Annotated in this window: 20 protein-coding genes; 18 read left to right on the top strand and 2 right to left on the bottom strand. The window is 61.0% G+C overall.

From position 1 onward, the window contains the following. Positions 1–257 precede the first annotated feature (257 nt). From SHEL_RS12290 to folE, 13 genes are all read left to right on the top strand, one after another. Positions 258–1712, top strand: a complete 1455-nt coding sequence (locus tag SHEL_RS12290; protein ID WP_012799606.1) for a helix-turn-helix transcriptional regulator — start codon at positions 258–260, stop codon at positions 1710–1712. A 261-nt stretch (positions 1713–1973) separates the two neighbouring features. Beyond that, entirely contained in the window at positions 1974–3617 is a 1644-nt protein-coding gene (locus tag SHEL_RS12285) for an Hsp60 family chaperonin (protein WP_012799605.1), read from the top strand. Next, the gene (locus SHEL_RS12280) at positions 3614–4045 is read left to right on the top strand and encodes a trigger factor (protein ID WP_041422588.1); all 432 of its coding nucleotides are present in this window, start codon (positions 3614–3616) and stop codon (positions 4043–4045) included. The genes SHEL_RS12285 and SHEL_RS12280 overlap by 4 nt, the downstream gene beginning before the upstream one ends. Positions 4046–4130: 85 nt before the next feature. Continuing rightward, positions 4131–4901, top strand: a complete 771-nt coding sequence (locus tag SHEL_RS12275) for a response regulator transcription factor (protein WP_012799604.1) — start codon at positions 4131–4133, stop codon at positions 4899–4901. A gap of 291 nt (positions 4902–5192) precedes the next feature. Next, positions 5193–6092, top strand: a complete 900-nt coding sequence (locus tag SHEL_RS12270) for an SDR family NAD(P)-dependent oxidoreductase (protein ID WP_012799602.1) — start codon at positions 5193–5195, stop codon at positions 6090–6092. A 174-nt stretch (positions 6093–6266) separates the two neighbouring features. Beyond that, the gene (locus SHEL_RS12265; RefSeq protein WP_012799601.1) at positions 6267–6485 is read left to right on the top strand and encodes a hypothetical protein; all 219 of its coding nucleotides are present in this window, start codon (positions 6267–6269) and stop codon (positions 6483–6485) included. Between the two features lie 87 nt (positions 6486–6572). Continuing rightward, complete coding sequence (locus tag SHEL_RS12260; RefSeq protein WP_012799600.1) at positions 6573–7451, top strand: 3-methyl-2-oxobutanoate hydroxymethyltransferase; 879 nt, start codon at positions 6573–6575, stop codon at positions 7449–7451. 236 nt (positions 7452–7687) lie between these two features. Further along, positions 7688–8572, top strand: coding sequence for a LysR family transcriptional regulator (locus tag SHEL_RS14605; RefSeq protein ID WP_012799599.1), 885 nt, complete (start codon positions 7688–7690; stop codon positions 8570–8572). A gap of 119 nt (positions 8573–8691) precedes the next feature. Further along, positions 8692–10074, top strand: coding sequence for an aminomethyltransferase family protein (locus SHEL_RS12250; RefSeq protein WP_012799598.1), 1383 nt, complete (start codon positions 8692–8694; stop codon positions 10072–10074). Positions 10075–10405: 331 nt separating this feature from the next. Next, entirely contained in the window at positions 10406–12079 is a 1674-nt protein-coding gene (locus SHEL_RS12245; protein ID WP_012799597.1) for a formate--tetrahydrofolate ligase, read from the top strand. Between the two features lie 27 nt (positions 12080–12106). After that, positions 12107–12730, top strand: a complete 624-nt coding sequence (locus SHEL_RS12240) for a cyclodeaminase/cyclohydrolase family protein (RefSeq protein ID WP_012799596.1) — start codon at positions 12107–12109, stop codon at positions 12728–12730. Between the two features lie 3 nt (positions 12731–12733). Further along, entirely contained in the window at positions 12734–13588 is an 855-nt protein-coding gene (locus tag SHEL_RS12235; RefSeq protein ID WP_012799595.1) for a bifunctional 5,10-methylenetetrahydrofolate dehydrogenase/5,10-methenyltetrahydrofolate cyclohydrolase, read from the top strand. A gap of 49 nt (positions 13589–13637) precedes the next feature. After that, positions 13638–14222, top strand: a complete 585-nt coding sequence (folE, locus tag SHEL_RS12230; protein ID WP_012799594.1) for a GTP cyclohydrolase I FolE — start codon at positions 13638–13640, stop codon at positions 14220–14222. Between the two features lie 439 nt (positions 14223–14661). Here the strand turns inward: folE and SHEL_RS12225 are convergent, their stop codons facing one another. Together SHEL_RS12225 and SHEL_RS12220 are read right to left on the bottom strand one after the other, a co-directional pair. After that, positions 14662–16173: a polysaccharide deacetylase family protein gene (locus SHEL_RS12225; RefSeq protein ID WP_012799593.1), complete on the bottom strand. Its 1512-nt coding sequence runs from the start codon at positions 16171–16173 to the stop codon at positions 14662–14664. 125 nt (positions 16174–16298) lie between these two features. Further along, the gene (locus SHEL_RS12220; RefSeq protein ID WP_012799592.1) at positions 16299–17171 is read right to left on the bottom strand and encodes a DMT family transporter; all 873 of its coding nucleotides are present in this window, start codon (positions 17169–17171) and stop codon (positions 16299–16301) included. Between the two features lie 284 nt (positions 17172–17455). Between SHEL_RS12220 and cobI the strand changes: the two genes are divergently transcribed. From cobI to SHEL_RS15485, 5 genes are read left to right on the top strand one after another with little or no spacing between them, the layout of a single operon-like run. Next, positions 17456–18139 (top strand): precorrin-2 C(20)-methyltransferase, encoded by a 684-nt coding sequence (gene cobI / locus SHEL_RS12215; protein WP_197720358.1) that lies wholly within the window; start codon positions 17456–17458, stop codon positions 18137–18139. A 42-nt stretch (positions 18140–18181) separates the two neighbouring features. Beyond that, positions 18182–19024, top strand: coding sequence for an ABC transporter ATP-binding protein (locus tag SHEL_RS12210; RefSeq protein ID WP_012799590.1), 843 nt, complete (start codon positions 18182–18184; stop codon positions 19022–19024). Positions 19025–19049: 25 nt separating this feature from the next. After that, entirely contained in the window at positions 19050–19781 is a 732-nt protein-coding gene (locus SHEL_RS12205; protein WP_012799589.1) for an ABC transporter permease, read from the top strand. Between the two features lie 10 nt (positions 19782–19791). Further along, positions 19792–20580, top strand: coding sequence for a sirohydrochlorin cobaltochelatase (locus tag SHEL_RS12200; RefSeq protein WP_012799588.1), 789 nt, complete (start codon positions 19792–19794; stop codon positions 20578–20580). Then, entirely contained in the window at positions 20577–21755 is a 1179-nt protein-coding gene (locus tag SHEL_RS15485) for a hypothetical protein (RefSeq protein ID WP_197720357.1), read from the top strand. The genes SHEL_RS12200 and SHEL_RS15485 overlap by 4 nt, the downstream gene beginning before the upstream one ends. Positions 21756–21764: the final 9 nt, after the last annotated feature.

Below are 21764 nucleotides of genomic sequence, written 5' to 3'. Positions count from 1 at the left end.
GCCTCTCTCCTCGGCCCGTTTGCCGGATTGTTGCTTTCTTGCAACTTCATGACGGTGCTACCGTAGTCTTCACCCAGGCGGTCATTACATCGACCGAGCGGCGTAAACGGGGGTCTATTTTTGTAACCCCCTGGCATAACCCCCGTAAAACACCTGTTCAAGGTCGCAATGGGAGGTCGACGGCCCCAACGCGCGCGTAGGGGGTTGCGCTACAATGCTTCAAGCGAGATGCGATATTCGGAGGAGGGCCGGTCTGCATGTCGTCCGTTGATGAGAATGTGAAAGAGAACGATCCGTTGAAGTCCCTGTCGTTCAGGATGCCGACCATTCCTTTGGAGTTTCTGGGGCTTGGCGTGTATCGAGCTTGGATCGAAATCGGCTTCGTCGGAAGCTTCGTTCCTTATCCCGATACTGGATTCGCCACGCACGACCTGTTCGACATGGCGCTGGCTGCAATGCTTCTGATTTGGGCCGCGCTGTCACGCCGGGTGGGGCCGTTTTTCCAGAAGCGCTGGCTGTTCGCGCTGTGCTGCGCCACCATGACCCTTTCGACCTGCGCCATGTTCTGCTCGCTGTGGCTGCCCGATCATGCGTTGCTGCTGGAGGCTGCCGGCGCTTTGCTCGGCGGTGTGGGCACGTCCGTCATGATTCTCATGTGGAGCGAACTGTACGGATGTTTGAACCCGCTTCGCGTGGCGCTTTACTACTCCTGTTCCATCTTGGTGGGCGCGATCATCGTATACGTGTACCGAGGCTTCCAATTCCCGTGGCTGTTCGTCATGACGGCGATTCTTCCCGCCGTGGCGCTGTTCGCCCTCCAGCGTTCGTTTGGGAAGGTGCCCGAGCCCGAGCGTCCGTCCTCGTCATGGGTGAGTTTCTCGGTTCCGTGGCGCGCCATCCTGCTGATGGCCTGCTACGCGTTCGCGTACGGCACGCTGGAGCCGACGCTGTACGGCAGCGGCATGTTCGGAGCCCATTCGGCGCCGGGCACCGTGCTGGTTGCGCTGGTGGTGCTTGTCGGCGTCACGCTTCAGGGGAGGAAGTTCGATTTCAACATCATATATAAGATGGGGTTGCCGCTCATGGTGGCGGCGTTTCTGCTCATTCCCATCTTCGGGTATTCGGGAACCGTGGTCAGCAACGTCTGCGTGGCGGGCGCCTATACGGGCCTGAGCATCCTGATCATGCTCATTTGCGCGAACATCTGCTATCGGTACGGGGTGTCCGCCGTGTGGCTGTTCGGCATCGAGCGCGGCGTGCGTCTGCTGTGCATGTTCGCCGGTCGTCAGCTGGCAGCCGCAGGGCATGTTTTCGCGGTCGGGTCTGTTTCCGGCGACACGGCAGTGGCGTTTCTAGCCATTGCGGCCGTGGTCATGGGCTCGTTCGTGTTCCTTTCTACCAGGGATTTCGGCGGAACCTGGGGTGCGACGTTTCTCGACGGCGGCACCGAGGACGCCGAGCTGCTGCGCAAGCAGGAGATCGCCGACCGTTGCAACGCCGTTGCGACGGAACACGGCCTGACCGCCCGAGAGACCGAGGTGTTGCTTTTGCTGGCCCAGAAGAAGACCGTATCCGCCATCGAGGAGGAGCTGTTCATCGCGAACGGAACCGCAAAGGCCCACGTTCGCCATATCTACCAGAAGATAGGCATCCACTCCCGCGAAGAACTGTTCGACGTGCTAGGCATCGACGGCCTGAGCCCCATCTCGTAAGGGACAATGGGGACGGAGCCTTTTGTCCCGCTCGCTGGGCCCTCTGAACTTCATCTCTTAGGTGACGTGGTGCGACGTTTCGATCCGCAGCGCACCGAACCGCTTGCGTCTCAACAAAGCTAATTGGCCGCTCGTATACCTAAAATTGGGCATAAGAGATGCCTAAAAGTGCGATACTCAATTTCACCCATATCACGTACACTTTTTATTGCACTACCCTTGCATATTCTGTCTCGATTTCCGAAAGGAAGCGATTTCGCCATGCCTACGGTCTATGGAGGCGACGCACGTAACGGAATGCTGGCGGGCGTGAACGCGCTGGCCGATGCCGTGCGGGTGACGCTCGGTCCCCGCGGTCGCAATGTCGCCATGCCTCAGAAAGCGAACCTGTACGGCGCCGATTACGGCGATGCGGCCGCCCCTGACGCCCCGGTGCTCATCACCAACGACGGCGTGACCATCGCCAAAAGCGTTGTGCTGCCCGATCCGCTGGAGAACATGGGCGCGCAGCTGTGCAAAGAGGCCGCCATCAAAGCGAACGATACGGCAGGCGACGGGACAACCACCGCCGTCGTCCTAACGCAGGCCCTGATGGAAAACGCATTCCGCATGGTGGCCGCAGGGTCCGACCCACTGGCTTTGCGCCGCGGCGTGCAGATGGTATGCGATGCTGCGGTCGAGCACCTTCGGAAAGTGGCGATTCCCGTTGAAACCCAGGACGACCTGGCCCGCGTGGCGACCATCTCCTGCCAGGACGAAAAGCTGGGTGCCATGGTCGGCGAGGCCCTGTACAAGGTAGGGCTGGAAGGCGTCGTGAACGTGGACGACTCTCGCCGATTGGAAACCGAACTGGACCTTGCCTGCGGCATCGTGTTCGACCGCGGATACACCTCGCCGCACATGATTACCGACAAATCCCAGCTCACGGCAGTTTTGGACCGTCCTTATATCCTGCTGACCGACAAGAAGATCTCAGCCAAAGACGACATCCTGCCTGCGCTCATTTGCGCTGCCGAAGACGACCGCGACTGCTTGATCGTCTGCGACGGTCTGGAAGGCGAAGCGCTGGCGCTGGTGCTGGGCAACAACCAGGCAGGCGACATGAACACGGCGGCGGTCATTGCGCCGGCGTATGGCGAAGGCCGCCTGTGGCGCCTTGATGACCTGGCCATTCAGACCGGCGGCACGGCAATCGTCGAAACCGCAGGCATGAGTTTGCGCGACGTGACCCGTACCGAGCTGGGCAGCGCCGAGCGCGTGGTCATCACGAAGAACCGCACGTCCATCGAAGGCGGCGGCGGAGACCCGCAGGCCATCGCCGATCGCGAGGCGCAGCTTCGCTATTATGCCGAAAACACCGAATACGAGTTCAACCGCAAGCGCCATGAAGAACGCCTGGCCGCATTCGTATCGGGAGTGGCTACCATCCGCGTAGGCGGTATGACCGAAGCCGAGCAGTGGGAACGCAAGATGCGCGTGGAAGACGCGGTCAACGCGGCCCGCGCAGCCTACGAGGAGGGCGTGGTCGCCGGCGGCGGTTTGGCGTTGCTGAATGCGGCGCAAGAGCTGTCGGGCCTGGTGGAAAGCCTGGAAGGTGACGAGCGTGCCGGAGCTGCCATCGGCGTGGCGGCGCTGGGCGCACCCGTCCGCCAGATTGCGGAAAACGCCGGCAAGAACGGTGCGGCCGTGCTGGCGAAGCTGGAAGAGCAGCCCGCAGGCATCGGGTACAACGCGGCGACGGACGCCTTCGAGGATTTGATGGCGGCAGGCATCCTGGATCCTGTGCGCGTGACCCGCAGCGCCCTGGAAGCAGCGTTCTCCGTAGCGGGAACGGCCCTGCTCACAGAGGCAGGCGTGACCCTGAAGGACAGCGCTCGCAAAGGCGACGCGAACGGAGACGAATGATGGCATACCATGAAAGCGTTTGGCGCCGGTTCGTGGAGGATTACGACATCGACGTGCCGGAGGAAGCCATCGAAAACGAGCTTCGCTACGTTGAGCTGCAGCTTCGCCACAACATGCAGTACGACCGCCTGGCCGGCGGCGATATGCATATGTTCCCGACGAGAGAGCTGGACGAGCAGCGCGAGGAGATGCGCGCCGCAGCCGTGTTCGAAGCCAAGGAGCCTCGCGTGATCAAGGCGATCGTCGCCGAGCGGGGCATCGATGTCACCTACGAGGAGCTCGAGGCGGAGGCCGAGGCAATCGCGAAGCGACAGAACAGCACAATCGAAGAGGTCAAGCGGTTCTTCGGCGAGGACCTTGGCATGTTGCGCCGGGACGTTCTCGACCAGAAGGCTCGCGAATGGGCATGCAATCAGATTTCTAAGTAGCACAGTTTTTCATTTTGCCGCGACTACGGGGCGTCGTAATGGGTTGGGCGGTGTGTTCGTGCACTGTTGATGCGTGGAGGCGAAAATGATTCAACGGCGGGCAGAGATTCCTTGGGAGAAGATCTACGACTACGTGATGATGTGCGGGTCGATTCACAACCCGGTCATGTTCGTTCGCGCCGTGCTTGATGAGATCGATGATCTTGTCCCCTATGAACAGGGCATTGCCATGTGTCTGGACGAGAACCGCCGCGTGTGCGACCAGTATCTCGTCAACATGAAAACTCGATGGATGAACATGTACATCGAGTATTATTCACGCCTCTCCACCACGAAATGGAACCTGAGCACCGACGTTTCAAGGGAGGAGCATGCCCTGCCCCATGTCCAGCAAATAATGTGGGAAAAAGAACCCATTACGGAGTTCATAGCCAATTACATCATGGTTCGCGGAGTGAAGTGTTCGCTGGCCATAGCCCTGTTCGACCAATCCGGAATGCCCCGTGCGGCCTTTTCGCTGGACCGCACCCAGCAAAGCCGCTTCACGGATCGGGAGGTCGAAATCGTTCGGCACGCCATGGCCCAAATCGGCAACCTGTACAAGAACTTCTTCACGGACCCGAGGCTCGTTCCCGGCATGCATAGCGAAGCCGATACCCTCCAGCTCGACCGGGTTTTGACCAAGCGCGAACTTGAGGTAGTGAATCTGCTTACACAGGGACTTTCGGCATCGCATGTGGCAGCCACGCTGCACATAACCGTGTCCACGGCCTACAAGCACATTGCACACATCTACAAAAAGCTGAACGTATCCAGCCAGCAGGAGTTACTGGTACGTGTGTTGGGTAATCGATAATAGAAGACATGCACTTCGCGACGTGCCGAACGTCTCGTGCGAAAGCGCCAACGCAATGTTTCGACCCACGTGCCCGCGTAAAACCGTGAATACCCAATATTGGGTAAAAACTATACCGATGATTATCAGTTCTCGCCTTTGACGCAGCGTTCCATAATGGAACCGTCAACGGGAAACACAAAGCGGTTGCGTTTCGCTTTCCACCGTCCGACCTGGTTTTTCTTGATGTGAATGTACCGCATTTCGCGGTTTGGTTTCGTAAGGGAACAATTTGCAGGAGAAAGGGTACGTATGGACAAGGAAACACTCTTCTACATGTCGGCCGACGCGCTTGAGGATGTTGAGCCTATGACCGACCTCATGGACCTTTCCGGCAAGGTTGCCGTGGTCAGCGGCAGCGTCGGTTTGGCTCTGTTCGTGGTGAACCGCCTGGCTGAACTGGGTGCCAAGGTTGTTTTCGGCGCGCGTTCCCAGGAGTGGGGCGACCTGGCCATGGAGGCCCTTGAGGATCTGGAGCGCGAGAATGTGGCGTTCAAGGCGTTCGACACCCGCAAGATTGAGGATTGCCAGGCTCTGGTCGACTTCGCCGAGGAAACCTTCGGCCCCGTGGACATCTGCGTGCCCGTGGCCGCCACCTGGCAGGCCCGCGCGTTCCTGGATATGGACGAAGAACTGTACGACGACGTGGTCGACACCGATATGAAGGGCCAGTACTTCCTGGTCCAGGCCTGCGCCCGTTCCATGGTGAAGGCCAAGCACGGCGGCAAGATCGTCACCATCGCCTCCGTTGCGTATCGTGGCGAGGACATGACCAAGCTGGCCATGATGACCCATTACAACGCGGCGAAGGCCGGCGTCATCGGCATGACCCGCGGCATCGCCAAGGAGCTGAAACAGTACGGCATCAACGTGAACTGCGTGGCTCCCGGCGCCATGGTCACCCCCGGCGCCATCGCCAATTGCCTGGAAACCACCGAGCGCTACGGTCAGGAGTGGCAACACGACCAGATGAGCCTGTCCGACGCCCCTGTGGCTTCCACGCCCGACATGATGGCGCGCGTGATCGTCACCATGTGCACCGGCGTTTCCGACTTCATGTACGGCCGCGTAATCGACGTGGACGGCGGCGCTGGCTTGAGCTTCCAGGAAAAGCCCTGGAGCTACACCATGGAAGGCGGCCTCCACGCCTAAGGCCAATTTTGACCCCACGTGCCTAAGTACGCTTCGGTCGAAGCGCAGGGCTATCGCACTCGCCAAAATCGCCCTGCCGAACCAGAGACGATATTCCCTTTGGTTCACCCCGAATGTTTTGGTAACAACCCGCATGTGCGGGCAAACGTCACGCTTCAAGAGAAAGGGAGCATCATGGCAATTTCGAGCAAGAGCAAGCTTCGCGAGGTTTTGGAAGACGAGCGCGCGGTCGCCATCATCGACGAGTACATCCCTGGCTTCGTCAGCAACCCTGAGCTGGGCCCCGTGGCTGGCATGAAGATGAGGGTCCTGCTGAAGTTCCCCCAGGTTGGCCTGCCCAAGGAGCAGATCGACGAGATCATCGCCCGCCTGGACGCCCTCGACGCAGAGTAACTCGCAATAAAAACAACGTGGCAGGAGGCCGACCGCTTTCTGCCACGTCCTGCACTTGACAAATCGCTTTCCACGAAAGGAAACACAATGGCTGAAAAGACTGCCGATATCAAGATGTCGACCGCTTCGAAGACCCGCAAGAACTTGGCCTACCTGCAGAAGCAGAAGGACGCCGGCGAGAAGCTCGTCCAGATGTGCCCCGCCGAGCTGGGCCCCTTCTTCGCCATGGCCGCTGAAATGGTCGGCTGCGACATCTGCCGTATCCCGCATATGCTCTCCGCCCGTACCGGCACCACCGCCGAAGAGGACGCCATCGCTTCCCGCCTGACCGTGAAGAAGTTCCGCGAGTACACCCAGATCATCCACCTGAACTTCTACATGCCCATCAGCATGTACGCTGACAAGGTCGACGCCGTGAAGTTCGGCGGCGAACTGGTCTTCCACGGTGCCGACTCCATGCTGCCCATGGGCGTCACCAACGACGTGCTGAAGTTCATGACCGACAACTACATCCCCGTGTTCGGCCACATCGGCGCCATCTCCGGCTGGCAGACCAACGCCACCGGCTACAAGAAGGTCGGCAAGACCGCCGAAGACGCCTTCAAGATCTTCAAGTGGGGCTATGAGTATCAGGAGAACGGTATGGGCGCCATGACCATCGAGCTCACCCCGATGGAAGTTTCCCAGGCCATCGCTGAGAAGCTGCGCGTCCCCGTCATCTCCATCGCCGGCGGCGCTCCGTGTGACGGCTCCGAGATGGTCGACATGGACACCTTCGGCGTTATGCCCAAGCCGGCAAGCCACGCCGTCTGCACCGCCGAGCTGCTCCCGTTCCTGTGCGAAGCGTACGCCGACTGGGCCGACATGGTCCGCGAGGGCGACTACCCGGAGGACAAGCACGGCTACCATATGGATCCGGAAGAGCTGGAGAAGTTCAACGCCATGATGGACGCCTTCGAGGGCTAATCGTCCGGAAGTCGTATCGGACATACAACTCCGCTAGCAGGGCGGCGCGTCGAAGGTTCGGCGCGCCGCCTTTTTCGTGAAAGGCCGTTTTTCGTACCCATATGCACAAGGGATGCCATGCTGACGGAATGCCGTCTGCGTTCCGCAACGGGCGACGACGGTTTCCGCATGTCAATTTGGACTTATTGGCTGATACAATGACAATGCGCATGATTGCATGACCCCAGGAGGCGCGCATGGACACAGCGAAGATGCGTGAGTTCGTACATCTGTCGGAAGGGCTCAACTTCACCCGTACAGCACGTGAGTTCTACGTTTCCCAATCCACGCTCAGCAAGCATATTCGGCAGGTGGAAGAGGAGCTCGGCTGTCCGCTTATCTCTCGGACCACGCACGACGTGTGCCTGACGCCCGAAGGGTCGGTGGTTCACGATGCCTTCCGCAGCCTGCTTGAAGGGTACGATTCTCTCCTGTCTCAGCTCGACGACATGCGCAAGGGCATTGCGGGAAAGCTGCGGGTGGGGTTCATCTACTACGGCGGCATGCATTATATGCGTTTCGGGCTGGATGCGTTCTACCAAACCCATCCCAACGTCCAGATAGATTTTCTGTCCCAGCAGCCCCATCAGACCATTGACATGCTCAAAAGAGGCGAGCTGGATTTCGGGTTGCTGTACCGAGCGAAGTCGTTGCCGGAAAGCGAATACGAGTTCATTCACGTGCACGACTGCGCGCTGCATGCATACCTGTCGACTTCCAGCGACCTTGCGCATAAAGAATTCGTGACGGCAGATGACCTGCAGGGACGTTCATTCGTGTTCCTGTCGAAGGATGAGGAATACAACGAAAACATCCGCGCCCTGCTGGCGCTTGCGGATGTTACGCCGGGTGAGGCGGCCTGGTGCCGCCAGGTGGACGAGTTCGCCCGTGCCTTGCAGTCTCCTGACAGGGTGTTTCTGAGCACGCGGCACATGCCCTCTTTCGACGACGACGGGTTGTGCTCGGTACCCATTGCCGACGACTGTTTCAAGCTCGAGGTTGGCTTCTATGTTCGGCGTGACAACGAAAGCTTGCTGGCTTCGGGGTTCGCAGAGGTTTGGAGGAACCTCGCATCAGGCTAATGACCTGGTGTTTTGCGTTTGCGAATAACTATATTCCGCATGTCGCACACCGTTTTTCGGCATTCGGGCGCATACTTCATGGCAGAGCATGGTTCCCACGTCAGAAAGGAAGCGAAGCCATGAATACGAAGGACATCTTCAACAACACGTTCAAGTACAGCCCTTACGTTCCCTACGATCCTACGCGCAACCCCTGGCTTACCGGCACCATCACGCATCCCATGCAGGGCGGCATTCAGCCCTACGAGTACACCAACTGGCGTGATGAGGAAATGAGCTGGCATGACAATTGCTACCTGCATGGCGGCCTGAATCCTACTTCCACCTACAAGTTCTGGGGCCCCGACGCCCACAAGTTCCTGGACAAGTATTTCACCAACCGCACCGACAACATGGAGGTGGGTTCTTCCCGTCACGGCGTCATGTGCACCGAGGACGGCCTGCTCATGAACGACGGCATGCTCATCAAGACCGGTGAAAACGAATTCATCACGTACTGGCTGCTTCCCTACATCGAGTACGCCATCGAGACCAGCGGCATGGATGTTCAGGGCGAGAACATCACGGGTGACGTGTTCCTGTATCAGCTGGGCGGCCCCCGCTCTCTGGAGGTTGTCGAGCGCGCTTGCGGCGAAGACTTCCATGATCTGAAGTTCGCCAAGCATCGTGAAGCCACCATCGCCGGCAAGCCCGTGCGCATCCTCCGCATCGGCATGTGCGGTTCGCTGGGCTACGAGGTCCACGGCAATTTCGAGGATTGCCTCGATGTCTACAACGCCATTTGGGAGGCCGGTCAGGATTACGGCATCACCAAGCTTGGCCGTCATGCCTATTGGAACGCCCACACCGAGAACGGCTATCCGCAGGCAGCCATCCATTTCACCTACGCTTGGGAAACGGACAAAGACTTCTTCGAGTACCTTATGGCCAAAGGTGGCGCCTACAGCTGCGGTTCTCTGTCCGAACTCAACGGCTCCTACGCTGGCGAGAAGCCGCTCGAGGAGCTGTATGTGAACCCTTACGAGCTGGGTTGGGGCTTCCATATCAACTACAATCACGACTTCGTGGGCAAAGAGGCGCTCATGCAGATTCGCGACTCGGCACATCGTCAGATGGTGACGCTTGAGTGGAATGCCGATGACATCCTGGACATTTGGCGCAGCGAGTTCGAGGCTGGCGAGCCGTACGCTCCGATGGACGGCCCCGAGGATACCCGTCCCGATGGCGTGTTCGAGTATCGCATCGACAAGGTCATGGCTGGCAAGCAGTGCGTCGGCTGGAGCTCGGGCCGCATCATGAGCTGGTATTACCGCAAGATGATCTCCCTGGCCAGCATCGATCCCGAGTTCGCCGAAGAAGGCACCGAGGTCAAGATCCTCTGGGGCAATCCCGGCACGCGCCAGAAACTCATCCGTGCCCGCGTGGCGCGCTTCCCTTACATGGACATCAACCGCAACGAGAAGGTGGATGTGTCCACCATCCCCAGCGGCCTCAAGGCGTAAGGCCGAATCGGCTGAACGGCGGGGCGAGGCACGGTTGCTTCGCCCCGCTTGTCTGTGCATGCGGGCGCGGCTCTTCAGACGCATAAAACGTTGAATGCATGGGCGGCGAAGGTGGGCAGGGCGCTTGCCCTCCCGTTGATTTGTGCGGTATGGCGGGGTCTTTTCCATGCATTATGCCGTTTGTTTCATGAGGTGTTGCAGCCTATCGTACTGGGCGCCAAGCAAATCTATGGCAATCTTAGGGAGAAAACGTACCTAAGTTTAGGAATGCCTGAAACGGCGTGCCGATGATACCTTCCAATTAATGAAAATACCAGGTTAGGAGTGGAAAATGTCTGACTGGAAATCCGATATCGAGATCGCGCAGGAATGCGAGATGCTGCCCATCGAAGAGGTGGCGCACAGGGCCGGCATCGACTGGGCAACCTGTGAGCCGTACGGCCGATACAAGGCCAAGGTCGACATTCATTCCTACAAGGACGTGCCCATGAAGGGCAAGCTGATCCTGGTCACGGCCATCAACCCCACGCCGGCGGGCGAGGGCAAGACCACCACGAGCGTGGGCCTGCACGACGCGCTGTGCAGAATAGGCAAGTCCAGCATGCTGGCGCTGCGCGAGCCTTCGCTGGGCCCCGTGTTCGGCGTGAAGGGCGGCGCTGCCGGCGGCGGATACGCCCAGGTGGTGCCCATGGAGGACATCAACCTGCACTTCACGGGCGACTTCCACGCCATCGGTGCGGCGAACAACCTCATCGCGGCCATGCTGGACAACCACATCAAGCAGGGCAACGCGCTGGACATCGACCCCAAGAAGGTCATCTGGCGCCGCTGCGTCGACATGAACGACCGTCAGCTGCGCAACGTGGTGGACGGCCTGGGCGGCCCTGGCGACGGCGTGGCTCGCGAGGACGGCTTCGACATCACGGTGGCTTCCGAGGTCATGGCGGTATTCTGCCTGGCTACCGACCTGGCGGACCTCAATGTGCGCCTCGGCCGCATGGTCGTGGCCTACAGCCGCAGCGGCAAGCCGGTCACCGTTTCCGACATTAAAGCCGAGGGTGCGTGCACGGCGCTTTTGAAGGACGCCATCAAGCCGAACCTGGTGCAGACGCTCGAGAACAACCCGGCATTCGTGCACGGCGGCCCCTTCGCCAACATCGCGCACGGCTGCAATTCCGTGCAGGCGACGACCACCGCGCTGAAGATGGCCGACTACGTGGTCACCGAGGCCGGCTTCGGCGCCGACCTGGGTGCTGAGAAGTTCCTGGACATCAAGTGCCGCTACGCCGGCATCCAGCCCTCCGCCGTGGTCATCGTGGCGACCGTCCGCGCCCTGAAGTACAACGGCGGCGTGGCCAAGGCCGACCTGGGAACCGAGAATCTCGAAGCCCTGGAGGCCGGCCTGCCCAACCTGCTGCAGCACGTCGGAAACATCCAGGACGTCTACGGCCTGCCTGCCGTGGTGGCCATCAACGCCTTCCCGACGGACACGCCGGCAGAACTTGAGCTGGTTCAGGCTAAATGCAAGGAGCTCGGTGTGAACGCCGTGCTGGCAGAGCACTGGGCCAAGGGCGGCGAAGGTGCCGTGGCGCTTGCCGAAGAGGTCGTTAGCGCCTGCGAGCAGCCTTCCGATTTCCGCTTCAGCTACGACGTCGAGGACTCCATCGAGGCCAAGATCGAGGCCATCGCGACCAAAATCTACCATGCCGACGGCGTGGACTACACCGCCAACGCGAAGAAGCAGCTGGCCCAGCTCAACGAGCTCGGCTTCGACAAGCTGCCCATCTGCGTCGCCAAGACCCAGTACTCCTTCACGGACGACCAGACCAAACTGGGTGCGCCGCGCGACTTCCGCATTACGGTGCGCAACCTGAAGATCTCTGCCGGCGCTGGCTTCATCGTGGCGCTCACCGGCGAGATCATGACCATGCCCGGTCTGCCCAAGCGTCCCGCAGCCGAGCGCATCGACGTGACTCCCGAGGGCAAGATCGTGGGCCTGTTCTAGGAAACGGTTCGGCTTGAAGGAGTTCGCATGGCTGAGAAACTGATGGAAAAGAGCTGCATCGAGTTCGCCGATGCCCTGGCCGCCAAGGTCAGCGTTCCCGGCGGAGGCGGGGCTGCCGCCTACGTCGGCGCGCTCGGCGTGGCGCTGGGCAGCATGACCGCCAATTTCACAACGGGCAAGAAAAAGTACGCCGAATACGAGGATGACATCCAGCGCATCCTGGCTGAGGGAGACGTGATTCGTGCAAGGCTCATCGAGCTGGTGTTCGAAGACGCCGAGGCGTTCGAGCCCCTGTCTAAGGCGTACGGCATTCCGAAAGAGGATCCGACGCGTGGTGAGGTGCTCGAGGCCGCCACGAAGAACGCCCTGGCGGCTCCGCTTGAGATGATGCGCCAGATCGCACGGGCCATCGAGCTGCTCGAGGAGCTCGATGTGAAAGGCTCCAGGATGCTGATCAGCGACGTCGCCTGCGGTGCCGTCATGAGTGCCGCCGCGATGCGAGCCGCCGCCCTCAACGTGTTCATCAACACCAAGAGTCTGCTCGACCGCGACTTCGCCGCGCAGGTGGAGGCCGAGGCCGACGAACTTCTTGCCTATGTGCCGCGCGCCAAGTCGGTTGCGGACGAAATCACCGATTCCATCAGGGGGTAACCAATGGCCGAGATTCTGTACGGCAAACCGGTCGCGGATGCCATCAATGAGAAGCTTGCGCCCCGCATCGAGGCGCTCAAGGCCGCCGGCGTCACGCCGCAGCTGGCCATCCTGAGGGTGGGGGAGCGCGATGACGATTTGTCCTACGAACGCGGCGCCATAAAGCGCTTCGAGGCGCTGGGGCTCGATTGCCGCCGGTTCGTGCTGCCTGAGAACTGCTCCCAGTCCGAACTTCTGAACGTGGTCGACTGGATCAACAAGGATGAAAGCATCCACGGGTGCCTCATGTTCCGCCCGCTGCCGAAGCATCTGGACGAGGCGGCCGCCTGCGAGGCCCTGGCTCCGGAAAAGGATGCCGACGGCATAACGGAGGGCTCGCTTTTCGGTGTGTTCGCCAATCGCCCGGTAGGTTTTCCGCCCTGCACGGCGGACGCCTGCATGAAGGTGCTTTCGCACTACGGATACGAGCTGACTGGCGCGAAGCTTGCTGTCGTGGGCCGCAGCCTGGTGATCGGCAAGCCGGTGAGCATGATGCTGCAGGCCGCCAACGCCACGGTAACCATGTGCCACACTCGCACGAAGGACCTTTCCGCCGCGTGCCGCGAAGCCGACATCCTGGTGGTGGCGGCCGGGCACATCGGCACGGTGGGCGCAAGCGAGGTACGCGAAGGCCAAGTCGTGATTGATGTGGGTATCAACTGGGATGATGCCGCCGGCAAGCTCTGCGGCGACGTGACCTTCGACGAGGTTGAGCCTGTTGTTGCCGCCATCACGCCCGTACCCCGCGGCGTGGGCAGTGTTACCACGGCGGTGCTGGCCGAGCATGTGGTGACGGCGGCCGAGCGCACGTTGGGGTAGTGAACTGAACTTTCGACCATGTCAGTCCCAAATGGGAAGGTAGGACAGCATGACCGAATCCGAATATCGGAAGCTTGACCAGCCGCGCGCCGAGGCGGCCATCCGCGAGTTTCTTTACGCCATAGGCGAGGACCCCGATCGCGAGGGACTGCTCGAGACGCCGTCTCGGGTGGCCCGCGCCTGTGCGGAGATTTTCGCCGGGTTGCAAGAGAACCCTGCGGACCACCTGAAGAAGCAGTTCCACGAGGCCGACCATGAGGAAATGGTCATCGTGAAGGACATCCCCTTCAACTCCATGTGCGAGCACCATCTGCTGCCGTTCAGCGGGCGTGCGCACGTGGCCTACATCCCGCGGAAAGGCCGCATTACGGGCCTGTCGAAGATCGCCCGCTGCGTGGAGGGTTTCGCCCGGCGTCCTCAGGTCCAGGAGCGTCTGGCGTCTCAGGTGGCGGACGCCTTGATGGAAGCATTGGATCCGCTGGGCGCCATCGTGGTCATCGAGGCCGAGCACATGTGCATGACCGCTCGGGGCATCCGCAAGCCTGGGTCGCTAACCGTGACGAGCGCCGTGCGCGGTGTGTTCAAAGAGGACCAGAAAACCCGCGCCGAGGCTCTAGCCCTATTCAGGGATTAGCAACGGCTGGACAAAAGGCTCCGTCCCCATTGTCCCGGGACGTCGGGCCTTTTGCCCCGCTCGCTAGGCATCGACGGCCTGATCCCCATCTCGTAAGGACGCACCTTCGGCGCGTCCGTATGTTGTCAATCCTTATATAACGCCTGATGGCATGGTGAAAACGACCGAATACGCCCGTTCTCGCCGTTGTGTTCATGGCCTCCGAAAAGACCGCCCACACCTGCGGCATGGGCTTCAACCTGGACGCCATCGTCCCTGGTAACTAACGCGGACGACGCCTAATCATCTTCGGTACGAAAGGACCCGACACATCTGCGCCGGGTCCTTTCTCGTGGGTCGGGCCGTATGTGACAGGGAAGGTTCGGGTGTTTGTCGCATGCGCGTCAACGAAGGGACAATACCCTCCGTCCCCCTGTCCCTCCCCTCGCTAGCGGTGGGGCTAGTTGTTCACGCCGTGGTGGGCGGTGGGGCTTGACGACGAAAGCGGCAGGAAGGTGTAGCCGTTTTCCAGACCCCAGACGATGATCTCTTCGGTAGCTTCCACACTGAAATCCTTGATGTCGTGCTGCAGCACCACGGATACGTCGTGGCTCTTCATGCCCTCGATGACGTTTTCCACCACCTTGTCCTTGTCGGTGGTGCCGCCGGCATCGCCTGAGCTCACGTTCCAGTCGAAGTACTGGTAGCCCTGGGCGGTCACGGATGCAGTCAGCCTGGTCATGATGCCCGGGTTGAAGTCGCTCACGGTGTTGGAGCTTCCGCCGGGGAATCGCATGAGGGTGGTGCGCGAGCCGGTCTGCTGCTCGATGACGGACTGCATCTTCTCGTAATCCGCGAAGAAGGCCGCCTCACTGGCATAGATGGTGTTGTAGTCGTGGGTGTAGGTATGCACGCCGATGCTGTGGCCGGCCTGGGCCTCCTTGGCGATAAGGCTCGCGTCGCCGTTGCCGGTCACGAAGAAGGTGGCCTTCACGTTGTGGCGGGCCAGGATGTCCAGCAGCTCCTGGGTGTAGTCGCCGGGGCCGTCGTCGAAGGTGAGGTAGACCACCTTATGGTCGGGCACGTCGGTGACGTTGCCCTGCTTGAGCACCGGCTTCACAGTCACCGTGCGTGTGACCTGGGAGGAATTGCCCGCGGCGTCGGTTGCCGTGTAGGTTATGGTGTAGTCGCCGGGCGTGGCGATGTCCACCTTGCCTGTGATCTCGACTGTGTCGGTTATATCGCCGTCATAGTCGTCGGAGGCCGAATACCCCGGGTCCTCGAAGGTTGTGTCCTGGAACACGTTGATGCTCTCATCGCCTTCCAGCGTGATGGTGGGCGCCGTCATGTCGCGGACCTCGACAGTACGGGTGACCTGGGAGGAATTGCCCGCGGCGTCGGTTGCCGTGTAGGTGAGCTCGTAGGTTCCGGGCGTGCTGGAATCCACGCTGCCGGTCACTTCGACCTTGTCGGCCACATCGCCGTCGTAGTCGTCCACGGCGTCGAACCCGGGCTCTTCGAAATCGGTTCCCAAAGGCAGGTACTCGTCGGTGCTTTCGGTCAACGTGATTTCGGGGGCGGCAGTGTCCTCCACGATGACGTAGCGCTTGGTTTCCGCAGACCAGAGAAGGAACCGTGCGCTGTAGGTGAGCTCGTATTCGCCGGGCTCGGTGTCGTCCACATCGCCTGTGCACTTCACATTCACCTTGCCAAGCCCGTGTCCGTCGCCGAAAACGACACTGCTGAACTGGGCCGATGCGCCCGGCTCTTCATAGGGCTCGCGGTTCGTGAGCGTGACGGTGTCTTCGCCTTCGAGCGAGATGTCGATGTGGGAAGTGGCAGCCAGCGCGGCCAGGATCAAAACGACGGCCAGCAGGGCAATGCCGGCTATGGGCAGGTATTTTCGCCATGCGGATTGCGTTGCGGCGTGGGCCCCTGCAGGGGCGGGGGCGTTTTGGAAGATCTCAGCCATGGTTTCCTCGATCGGTGTAAGCAGCGTTTGTGGTCTCTTGGAATCCTCTATAGGCGGGATTGTACCGCATAGGTAGAAATCGCATGTGACGAAGCGGCAACGTTCCCGCAACATCTGCACGGCCGTTAGGATGTTCGGCGACGTTCCAACTTGGCGGGCAGGTATTCGGAAGCCACCATGGCGACGAACACGACCACGAATCCGACGAGGATGCGCGGCGTGAGCGGCTCGCGGCCCAGGGCGATGCTGAAGGCCACGCCGAACACCGATTCCAGCGATAGCAGCAGGCCGCCGGTGGCCGGCTCCACATTGGCAAGGCCGATGTTCTGCACGAAGACGGCCAGCGCCGTCACGATAAAAGCCAGGTAGGCAAAGGACAACCACACGCCAGGGGTCATGGCAGCTGGTGTCGGCGGCTCGGCCGACACGAGGGCGACCATAAGGCTGCCTGCCGTTACGGTGGCGAACTGCCAGACGGTGAGCACGACGACGTTGCGTCCCTTGCCGAATTTGGACATGAACAGGATCTGCACCGCGTAGAAGACGGCGCAGCACAGGGTCATGGCGTCGCCGAATCCGATGGTGAAGCTGCCGGTCAGGCTGATGAGCCCGATGCCCGACAGGCACAGCAGCGCGGCCACGATGTTGAAACGGTTCGGGCGCTTTCGATCGACGGCCCAGGTCAAGAATGGAACGATGACGCAGTAGGTCGCTGTGAGGAAAGCGTTCTTGCCTGGCGTTGTGTCGGTGATGCCTATCGTTTGGAACAGGTATCCCATGAAAAGTGGCAGCCCGATGATGATGCCGTATTTGATGTGTTCGCGGTCGAACAGGGGCTCGCGCCGTACCAGGCAGACCGCAGCCATCACCACCGTCGCTGCGACGAAGCGGATGGCGAGCAGCCATGCGGGCGCCATGACGTCGGTCAGGTCCTTCACCATGACGAACGAACTGCCCCAGATGAGGGTGGCGAGCACGAGGAGCAGCTTGTATTTCATGGGCGGCCTTTCGATGCGGAAAACGGAATGCCGCCTATCATATCAGCAGGTGTTCGCGGTTCGCACGAGCGTTCGAGTCTGCAGCCCAAGTACATACTGCGGGACACTGGGCGGGCCAGGCGCCATTATCGCCCAGCCGGGTGGCGCACGCCAACCCGGCCAAGTCAATTATCAGTGCCCCCGATGTCCCGCGGGGCGTAAGGCCACGGTCGTGTCGTGTCGTCATATCCATAGTGATATCATGGCACATCACGGTTTCAATACTGATGAATGAGGTGTTCGAAGTGAAAGGGAAGCTGTTCGGCGTTAGCGTAGGTCCTGGAGATCCGGAGCTGATGACCGTCAAGGCGATTCGCACCATCCGCGAGTGCGACGTGGTCGCCGTTCCCAATATCGGCCACAAACGCCAGACAGCTTACACCATCGCGGCTGAATACCTGGAAGGCAAGGAGCTCCTCGACTGCTCCACGCCCATGACCCACGACCATGCGGAAGCCATGGCTGCCTACGAGCGCATCGCCGACGACCTGTGCGAGCTGCTGGACGCGGGCAAGTCGGTGGCGTACCTCTGCCTGGGCGACATCGGCGTGTATTCTACCTATATATACATCCACGAAATCATGCAGGATCGCGGCTACGATGCCGTCATCATCCCCGGCGTCACGTCGTTTTCAGCCTGCGCCGCACGTTTGGGAACGGCGCTTTGCCAAGGTCACGAGCGCATGCTGGTAACTCCCGTCATGGCGCGCGACGTGGACGAGATCCTGGACGTGCCCGCCAACAAGGTGTTCATGAAATCCGGCAAGCGCCTGTTCGAGCTGCGTGACAAGCTTGCGGAACGCGGCATGCTGGACCGGGCGAGCATGGTCTCGAATTGCGGACTTTCCGATGAGAAAGTGTTCGAGCACCTTGCGGATATGGGCGATACGGGAGACTATTTCTCAGTCGTTATCGTCAAAGAGGCGTAACGGCCCGCGTGCTGCGGACGCCCCGTTTCTGAAGGCCCTGCCATGATCGAACTGCGCAACCTCACCAAAGACTTCGACGGCTTCACGGCTGTCGACCACCTGAGCCTGACCGTCGACACCAACGAGTTCTTCGGTCTGCTCGGGCCCAACGGCGCAGGCAAGACCACGACCATATCCATGATTTCGACGGTGCTGCTGCCTACCGAAGGCCAGGTGCTTATCGACGGCAAGCCGCTGACCCGCGCCGCTTCCGCCGAGAAGCGCAAGCTCAGCGTCATCACCCAGGAATACTCGATGCGCCAGGACATGACCATCGACGAGGTGATGGAGTACCAGGGCCGTCTGTATTTCATGAAACGCAAGGACATCCGCCGCAAAACCGACGAGCTGCTCGAATTCACGGGGCTTGCGGACTGCCGCAAGCGCATCGTGCGCCACCTGTCCGGCGGCATGAAGCGCAAGGTCATGATCTGCCGGGCGCTCATGACCGACCCGGAAATTCTGCTGCTGGACGAGCCGACGGCGGGCATGGACGCGCTGGCGCGCCGTCAGATGTGGAATCTTCTGCGGCAGCTCCATCGCGCCAACAACCTGACCATCATCCTGACCACGCACTACATCGACGAGGCCCAATCGCTGTGCAACCGCGTGGCGCTGCTGGATTCGGGCAAGCTCGACACGGTGGATACGCCCCAGAACCTCATCGAGGAGCTGGGCGCCTTCGCCGTTGATGAAGTGACCGACGACCGTGTAGTCAGCACATATTATCGCCGGCGGGCCGATGCCATCGCGCATCTCGAAGGGCTCGGCGACGATGCGACGCTGCGCAACACCACGTTGGAAGACGTTTTCGTAGAAAGGGTCGGGAAGCGCCTCGGCAACTAGCCGCAGCGGTTCCCAAGGTGAGAGCATGGGCATCATCACGGTGCTATGGGAGAAATGGACGGAGTTCAAGCGGGATTTCTACAAGATCACCGTTGCTGCCGTCATGTCCCCGCTCATGTACCTGCTGGTGTTCGGGCTGGGCATCCAGACCATGTCCCACGGCGAGCCGTACCTCAACTTCCTCATCCCGGGCGTCGTGGCCATGTCCACCATGACGGGCAGCTTCTCGGCCGTGGCGCAGAACATGAGCGTGCAACGGCTCTACGAGAAGGCCCTTGACCAAGTGATGGTGTCGCCCACGCCGCTGTGGCAGTTCATTTTGGGCCAGATCATCGGCGGCAGCCTGCGCGGCCTGTATGCGGGCGCCATCATTTTGCTGATCACCACGCCGGTGCGAACCACGCTCGTGTTCAACGGTGTGTCGATCCTGATTATGTTCCTGAACGGCATGGTCTTCTCGACGCTTGCGCTCGTGCTGTCGTTTCTGGCCAAAAGCTACACGGACGCGCCACGGTTCAACAGCTACATCATCTTCCCCATGTCGTTCCTCTGCAACACGTTCTTCTCCACCGAGCAGATGCCCCACGGCTTCCGCGAGGTGGTGTCAGCCTTGCCGTTGTCGCAGGCCAGCGACATGATTCGTTCGGTTTCCGCAGGCGGCGACCCAGGCTGGGTCGGTTTTGCCGTGCTTCTGGCGTACCTGGCGGTGTTCTCGCTGCTGTCGTTCGCGTTCATTTACAAGAAGAAGAACCTGTAGGAGGCGTTCCATGAACAAGGCTTTGTTGGTTGTGAGCTTCGGTACGTCTGCTCCGGGTGTCGCCGAGAGGACTATCGGCGCCGTGGAGCGCGCGCTTGCCCAGGCCATGCCCGAACGGGCCTTCTACAGCTGCTGGACCTCGCGGGTGATCTGCGCCAAGGTGGAACGGGAGACGGGCGTGCACCACATGCAGCTGGCGGAAGCCCTCGACGCCATGGCAACGGCGGGCGTTTCCGACGTGCTGGTGCAGCCGACGCACCTGATGCAGGGTCGGGAGAATCGGGTCATGCTGGAAACCTTGCGCGAGCACGCCGGTGATTTCGACCGCATTTGTTTGGGGAATACGCTGCTCACCTGCGATGATGACTGCACAGCGCTGGCTCGCGCCATCTGCAGCGCGTTCGCCGAGATGCGCGGCGGCGACGCGTTGGTGCTCATGGGGCACGGGTCGGCCTTCGGCGGAAACGAGGCGTTTTCGCGGATGCAGCAGGCGTTCGGGCGCGTAGGGCGGGACGACGTCGTCGTCGCAACGGTGGAAGGCGAACCTTCCTTCGCGGATGCGCTTGCGTTCGTCGAGACCCGCAAGCCGTCGCGCATCTGGCTTGCGCCCCTCATGATGGTGGCCGGCGACCATGCCCAAAACGACATGGCGGGCTCCGACCCGGATTCGTGGGCGAGCCAGCTTGCGGCCCGCGGTTACGAGGTGCTCCCGGTGCTGCGCGGCCTTGGGGAATATCCCGAGGTCCAGAGCCTGTTCGTCAAGCATGCGCAGTGCGCTTATCCGCTGGAGCAGGCATGATGCAGCCGACGCCCCGCATACGGACGGCGACCGCTGCCGCGCGCAACCTGGCGCTGGCATGCCTGGCGGCGTGCCTGGCGGCGTGCGCGTTCTCCACGTTCGCCTTTGCAGACGAGGAACACGGCGAATACGCTTCCGCCCGCGACTACGGCAGCCAGAAACAGGTCGGGGTCTACGGCATGACACCGATTTCGGCCAGCGACGTGGCGGAGGGGACGTATTCCGTCGAGGCCCGCACGTCCTCGAGCTTTTTCGCCTTCGAGGACGTTCAGCTGGAGGTGCGCGACGGCAAGATGCACGCCCGGTTCACCATGACTTCGGGAAGCTACACGCTTGTCTACCCGGGCAGCGCCGAAGATGCCGCTGCGGCCCCTTACGACGACTACATCGAGATCGACCCGGACGGCGACGTTTTCGAAATGGACGTGCCGGCGCTCAACCAGCCTTTCGAGTGCGCGGCCTATTCCAAACGGAAGAACATGTGGTACGACCGCCAGGTGCTGATCGAGGCGTCGTCGCTGCCTGAAGGGGCGCTTCCCTACGAAGTGCCTGATTACGACTTTGTGGAAGACGCCATCAAGGCCTATGGCAAGCCCATCCCGGGAACGCCCGAGGCCATCGAGGCCGAAAAGCAGAAGGAGGCCCAGCGCGAGCAGGCCATGGCCGACCCTGCTGCCGCCAACGCCGCGGCGGACGGGCCCGACGGCGTGCCCATCGACCTTGAGGACGGGACCTATTCCATCGAGGTGAACATGACGGGCGGCTCGGGACGTGCCAGCGTGAGTTCGCCCACCTGGCTTGTGGTCCGCGACGGCAAGGCGTACGCGCGGCTTCTGTGGTCAAGCTCCTACTACGATTACATGGTGGTGGAGGACACCACGTACTACAACGAGACCACCGACGGAGGAAACTCCACGTTCACGATTCCCATCACGACGATGGACGAGCCCATGGGCGTGATCGCCGACACGACGGCCATGGGCGACCCTGTCGAAATCGAGTACCAGCTGACGTTCTACCAGGACACCGTCGGGTCCGCCAGCCAGGTTCCCCAGGAGGCGGCGATCAGCGTGCTGAAGCTGTCGCTTGCGGTCATCATTGTGGGCGGCATTGCGAATTACCTGGTCAAACGCCATCGGAAACGGGCGCAGGGGACTAAGGTCACGCGCCGGTAACGCATCTGG

The sequence above is a fragment of the Slackia heliotrinireducens DSM 20476 genome (assembly GCF_000023885.1).
Lineage (GTDB): Bacteria > Actinomycetota > Coriobacteriia > Coriobacteriales > Eggerthellaceae > Slackia > Slackia heliotrinireducens.
Note: the sequence above shows the minus strand (reverse complement) of the source record. Positions and strands in the feature narration are given on the sequence as shown.

Excerpts from the sequence above, each read along its gene's own strand:
- SHEL_RS12290 (WP_012799606.1), top strand. The coding sequence starts at position 258 with ATGTCGTCCGTTGATGAGAATGTGAAAGAGAACGATCCGTTGAAGTCC.
- SHEL_RS12285 (WP_012799605.1), top strand. The coding sequence starts at position 1,974 with ATGCCTACGGTCTATGGAGGCGACGCACGTAACGGAATGCTGGCGGGC.
- SHEL_RS12280 (WP_041422588.1), top strand. The coding sequence starts at position 3,614 with ATGATGGCATACCATGAAAGCGTTTGGCGCCGGTTCGTGGAGGATTAC.
- SHEL_RS12275 (WP_012799604.1), top strand. The coding sequence starts at position 4,131 with ATGATTCAACGGCGGGCAGAGATTCCTTGGGAGAAGATCTACGACTAC.
- SHEL_RS12270 (WP_012799602.1), top strand. The coding sequence starts at position 5,193 with ATGGACAAGGAAACACTCTTCTACATGTCGGCCGACGCGCTTGAGGAT.
- SHEL_RS12265 (WP_012799601.1), top strand. The coding sequence starts at position 6,267 with ATGGCAATTTCGAGCAAGAGCAAGCTTCGCGAGGTTTTGGAAGACGAG.
- SHEL_RS12260 (WP_012799600.1), top strand. The coding sequence starts at position 6,573 with ATGGCTGAAAAGACTGCCGATATCAAGATGTCGACCGCTTCGAAGACC.
- SHEL_RS14605 (WP_012799599.1), top strand. The coding sequence starts at position 7,688 with ATGGACACAGCGAAGATGCGTGAGTTCGTACATCTGTCGGAAGGGCTC.
- SHEL_RS12250 (WP_012799598.1), top strand. The coding sequence starts at position 8,692 with ATGAATACGAAGGACATCTTCAACAACACGTTCAAGTACAGCCCTTAC.
- SHEL_RS12245 (WP_012799597.1), top strand. The coding sequence starts at position 10,406 with ATGTCTGACTGGAAATCCGATATCGAGATCGCGCAGGAATGCGAGATG.
- SHEL_RS12240 (WP_012799596.1), top strand. The coding sequence starts at position 12,107 with ATGGCTGAGAAACTGATGGAAAAGAGCTGCATCGAGTTCGCCGATGCC.
- SHEL_RS12235 (WP_012799595.1), top strand. The coding sequence starts at position 12,734 with ATGGCCGAGATTCTGTACGGCAAACCGGTCGCGGATGCCATCAATGAG.
- folE (WP_012799594.1), top strand. The coding sequence starts at position 13,638 with ATGACCGAATCCGAATATCGGAAGCTTGACCAGCCGCGCGCCGAGGCG.
- SHEL_RS12225 (WP_012799593.1), bottom strand. The coding sequence starts at position 16,173 with ATGGCTGAGATCTTCCAAAACGCCCCCGCCCCTGCAGGGGCCCACGCC.
- SHEL_RS12220 (WP_012799592.1), bottom strand. The coding sequence starts at position 17,171 with ATGAAATACAAGCTGCTCCTCGTGCTCGCCACCCTCATCTGGGGCAGT.
- SHEL_RS12210 (WP_012799590.1), top strand. The coding sequence starts at position 18,182 with ATGATCGAACTGCGCAACCTCACCAAAGACTTCGACGGCTTCACGGCT.
- SHEL_RS12205 (WP_012799589.1), top strand. The coding sequence starts at position 19,050 with ATGGGCATCATCACGGTGCTATGGGAGAAATGGACGGAGTTCAAGCGG.
- SHEL_RS12200 (WP_012799588.1), top strand. The coding sequence starts at position 19,792 with ATGAACAAGGCTTTGTTGGTTGTGAGCTTCGGTACGTCTGCTCCGGGT.
- SHEL_RS15485 (WP_197720357.1), top strand. The coding sequence starts at position 20,577 with ATGATGCAGCCGACGCCCCGCATACGGACGGCGACCGCTGCCGCGCGC.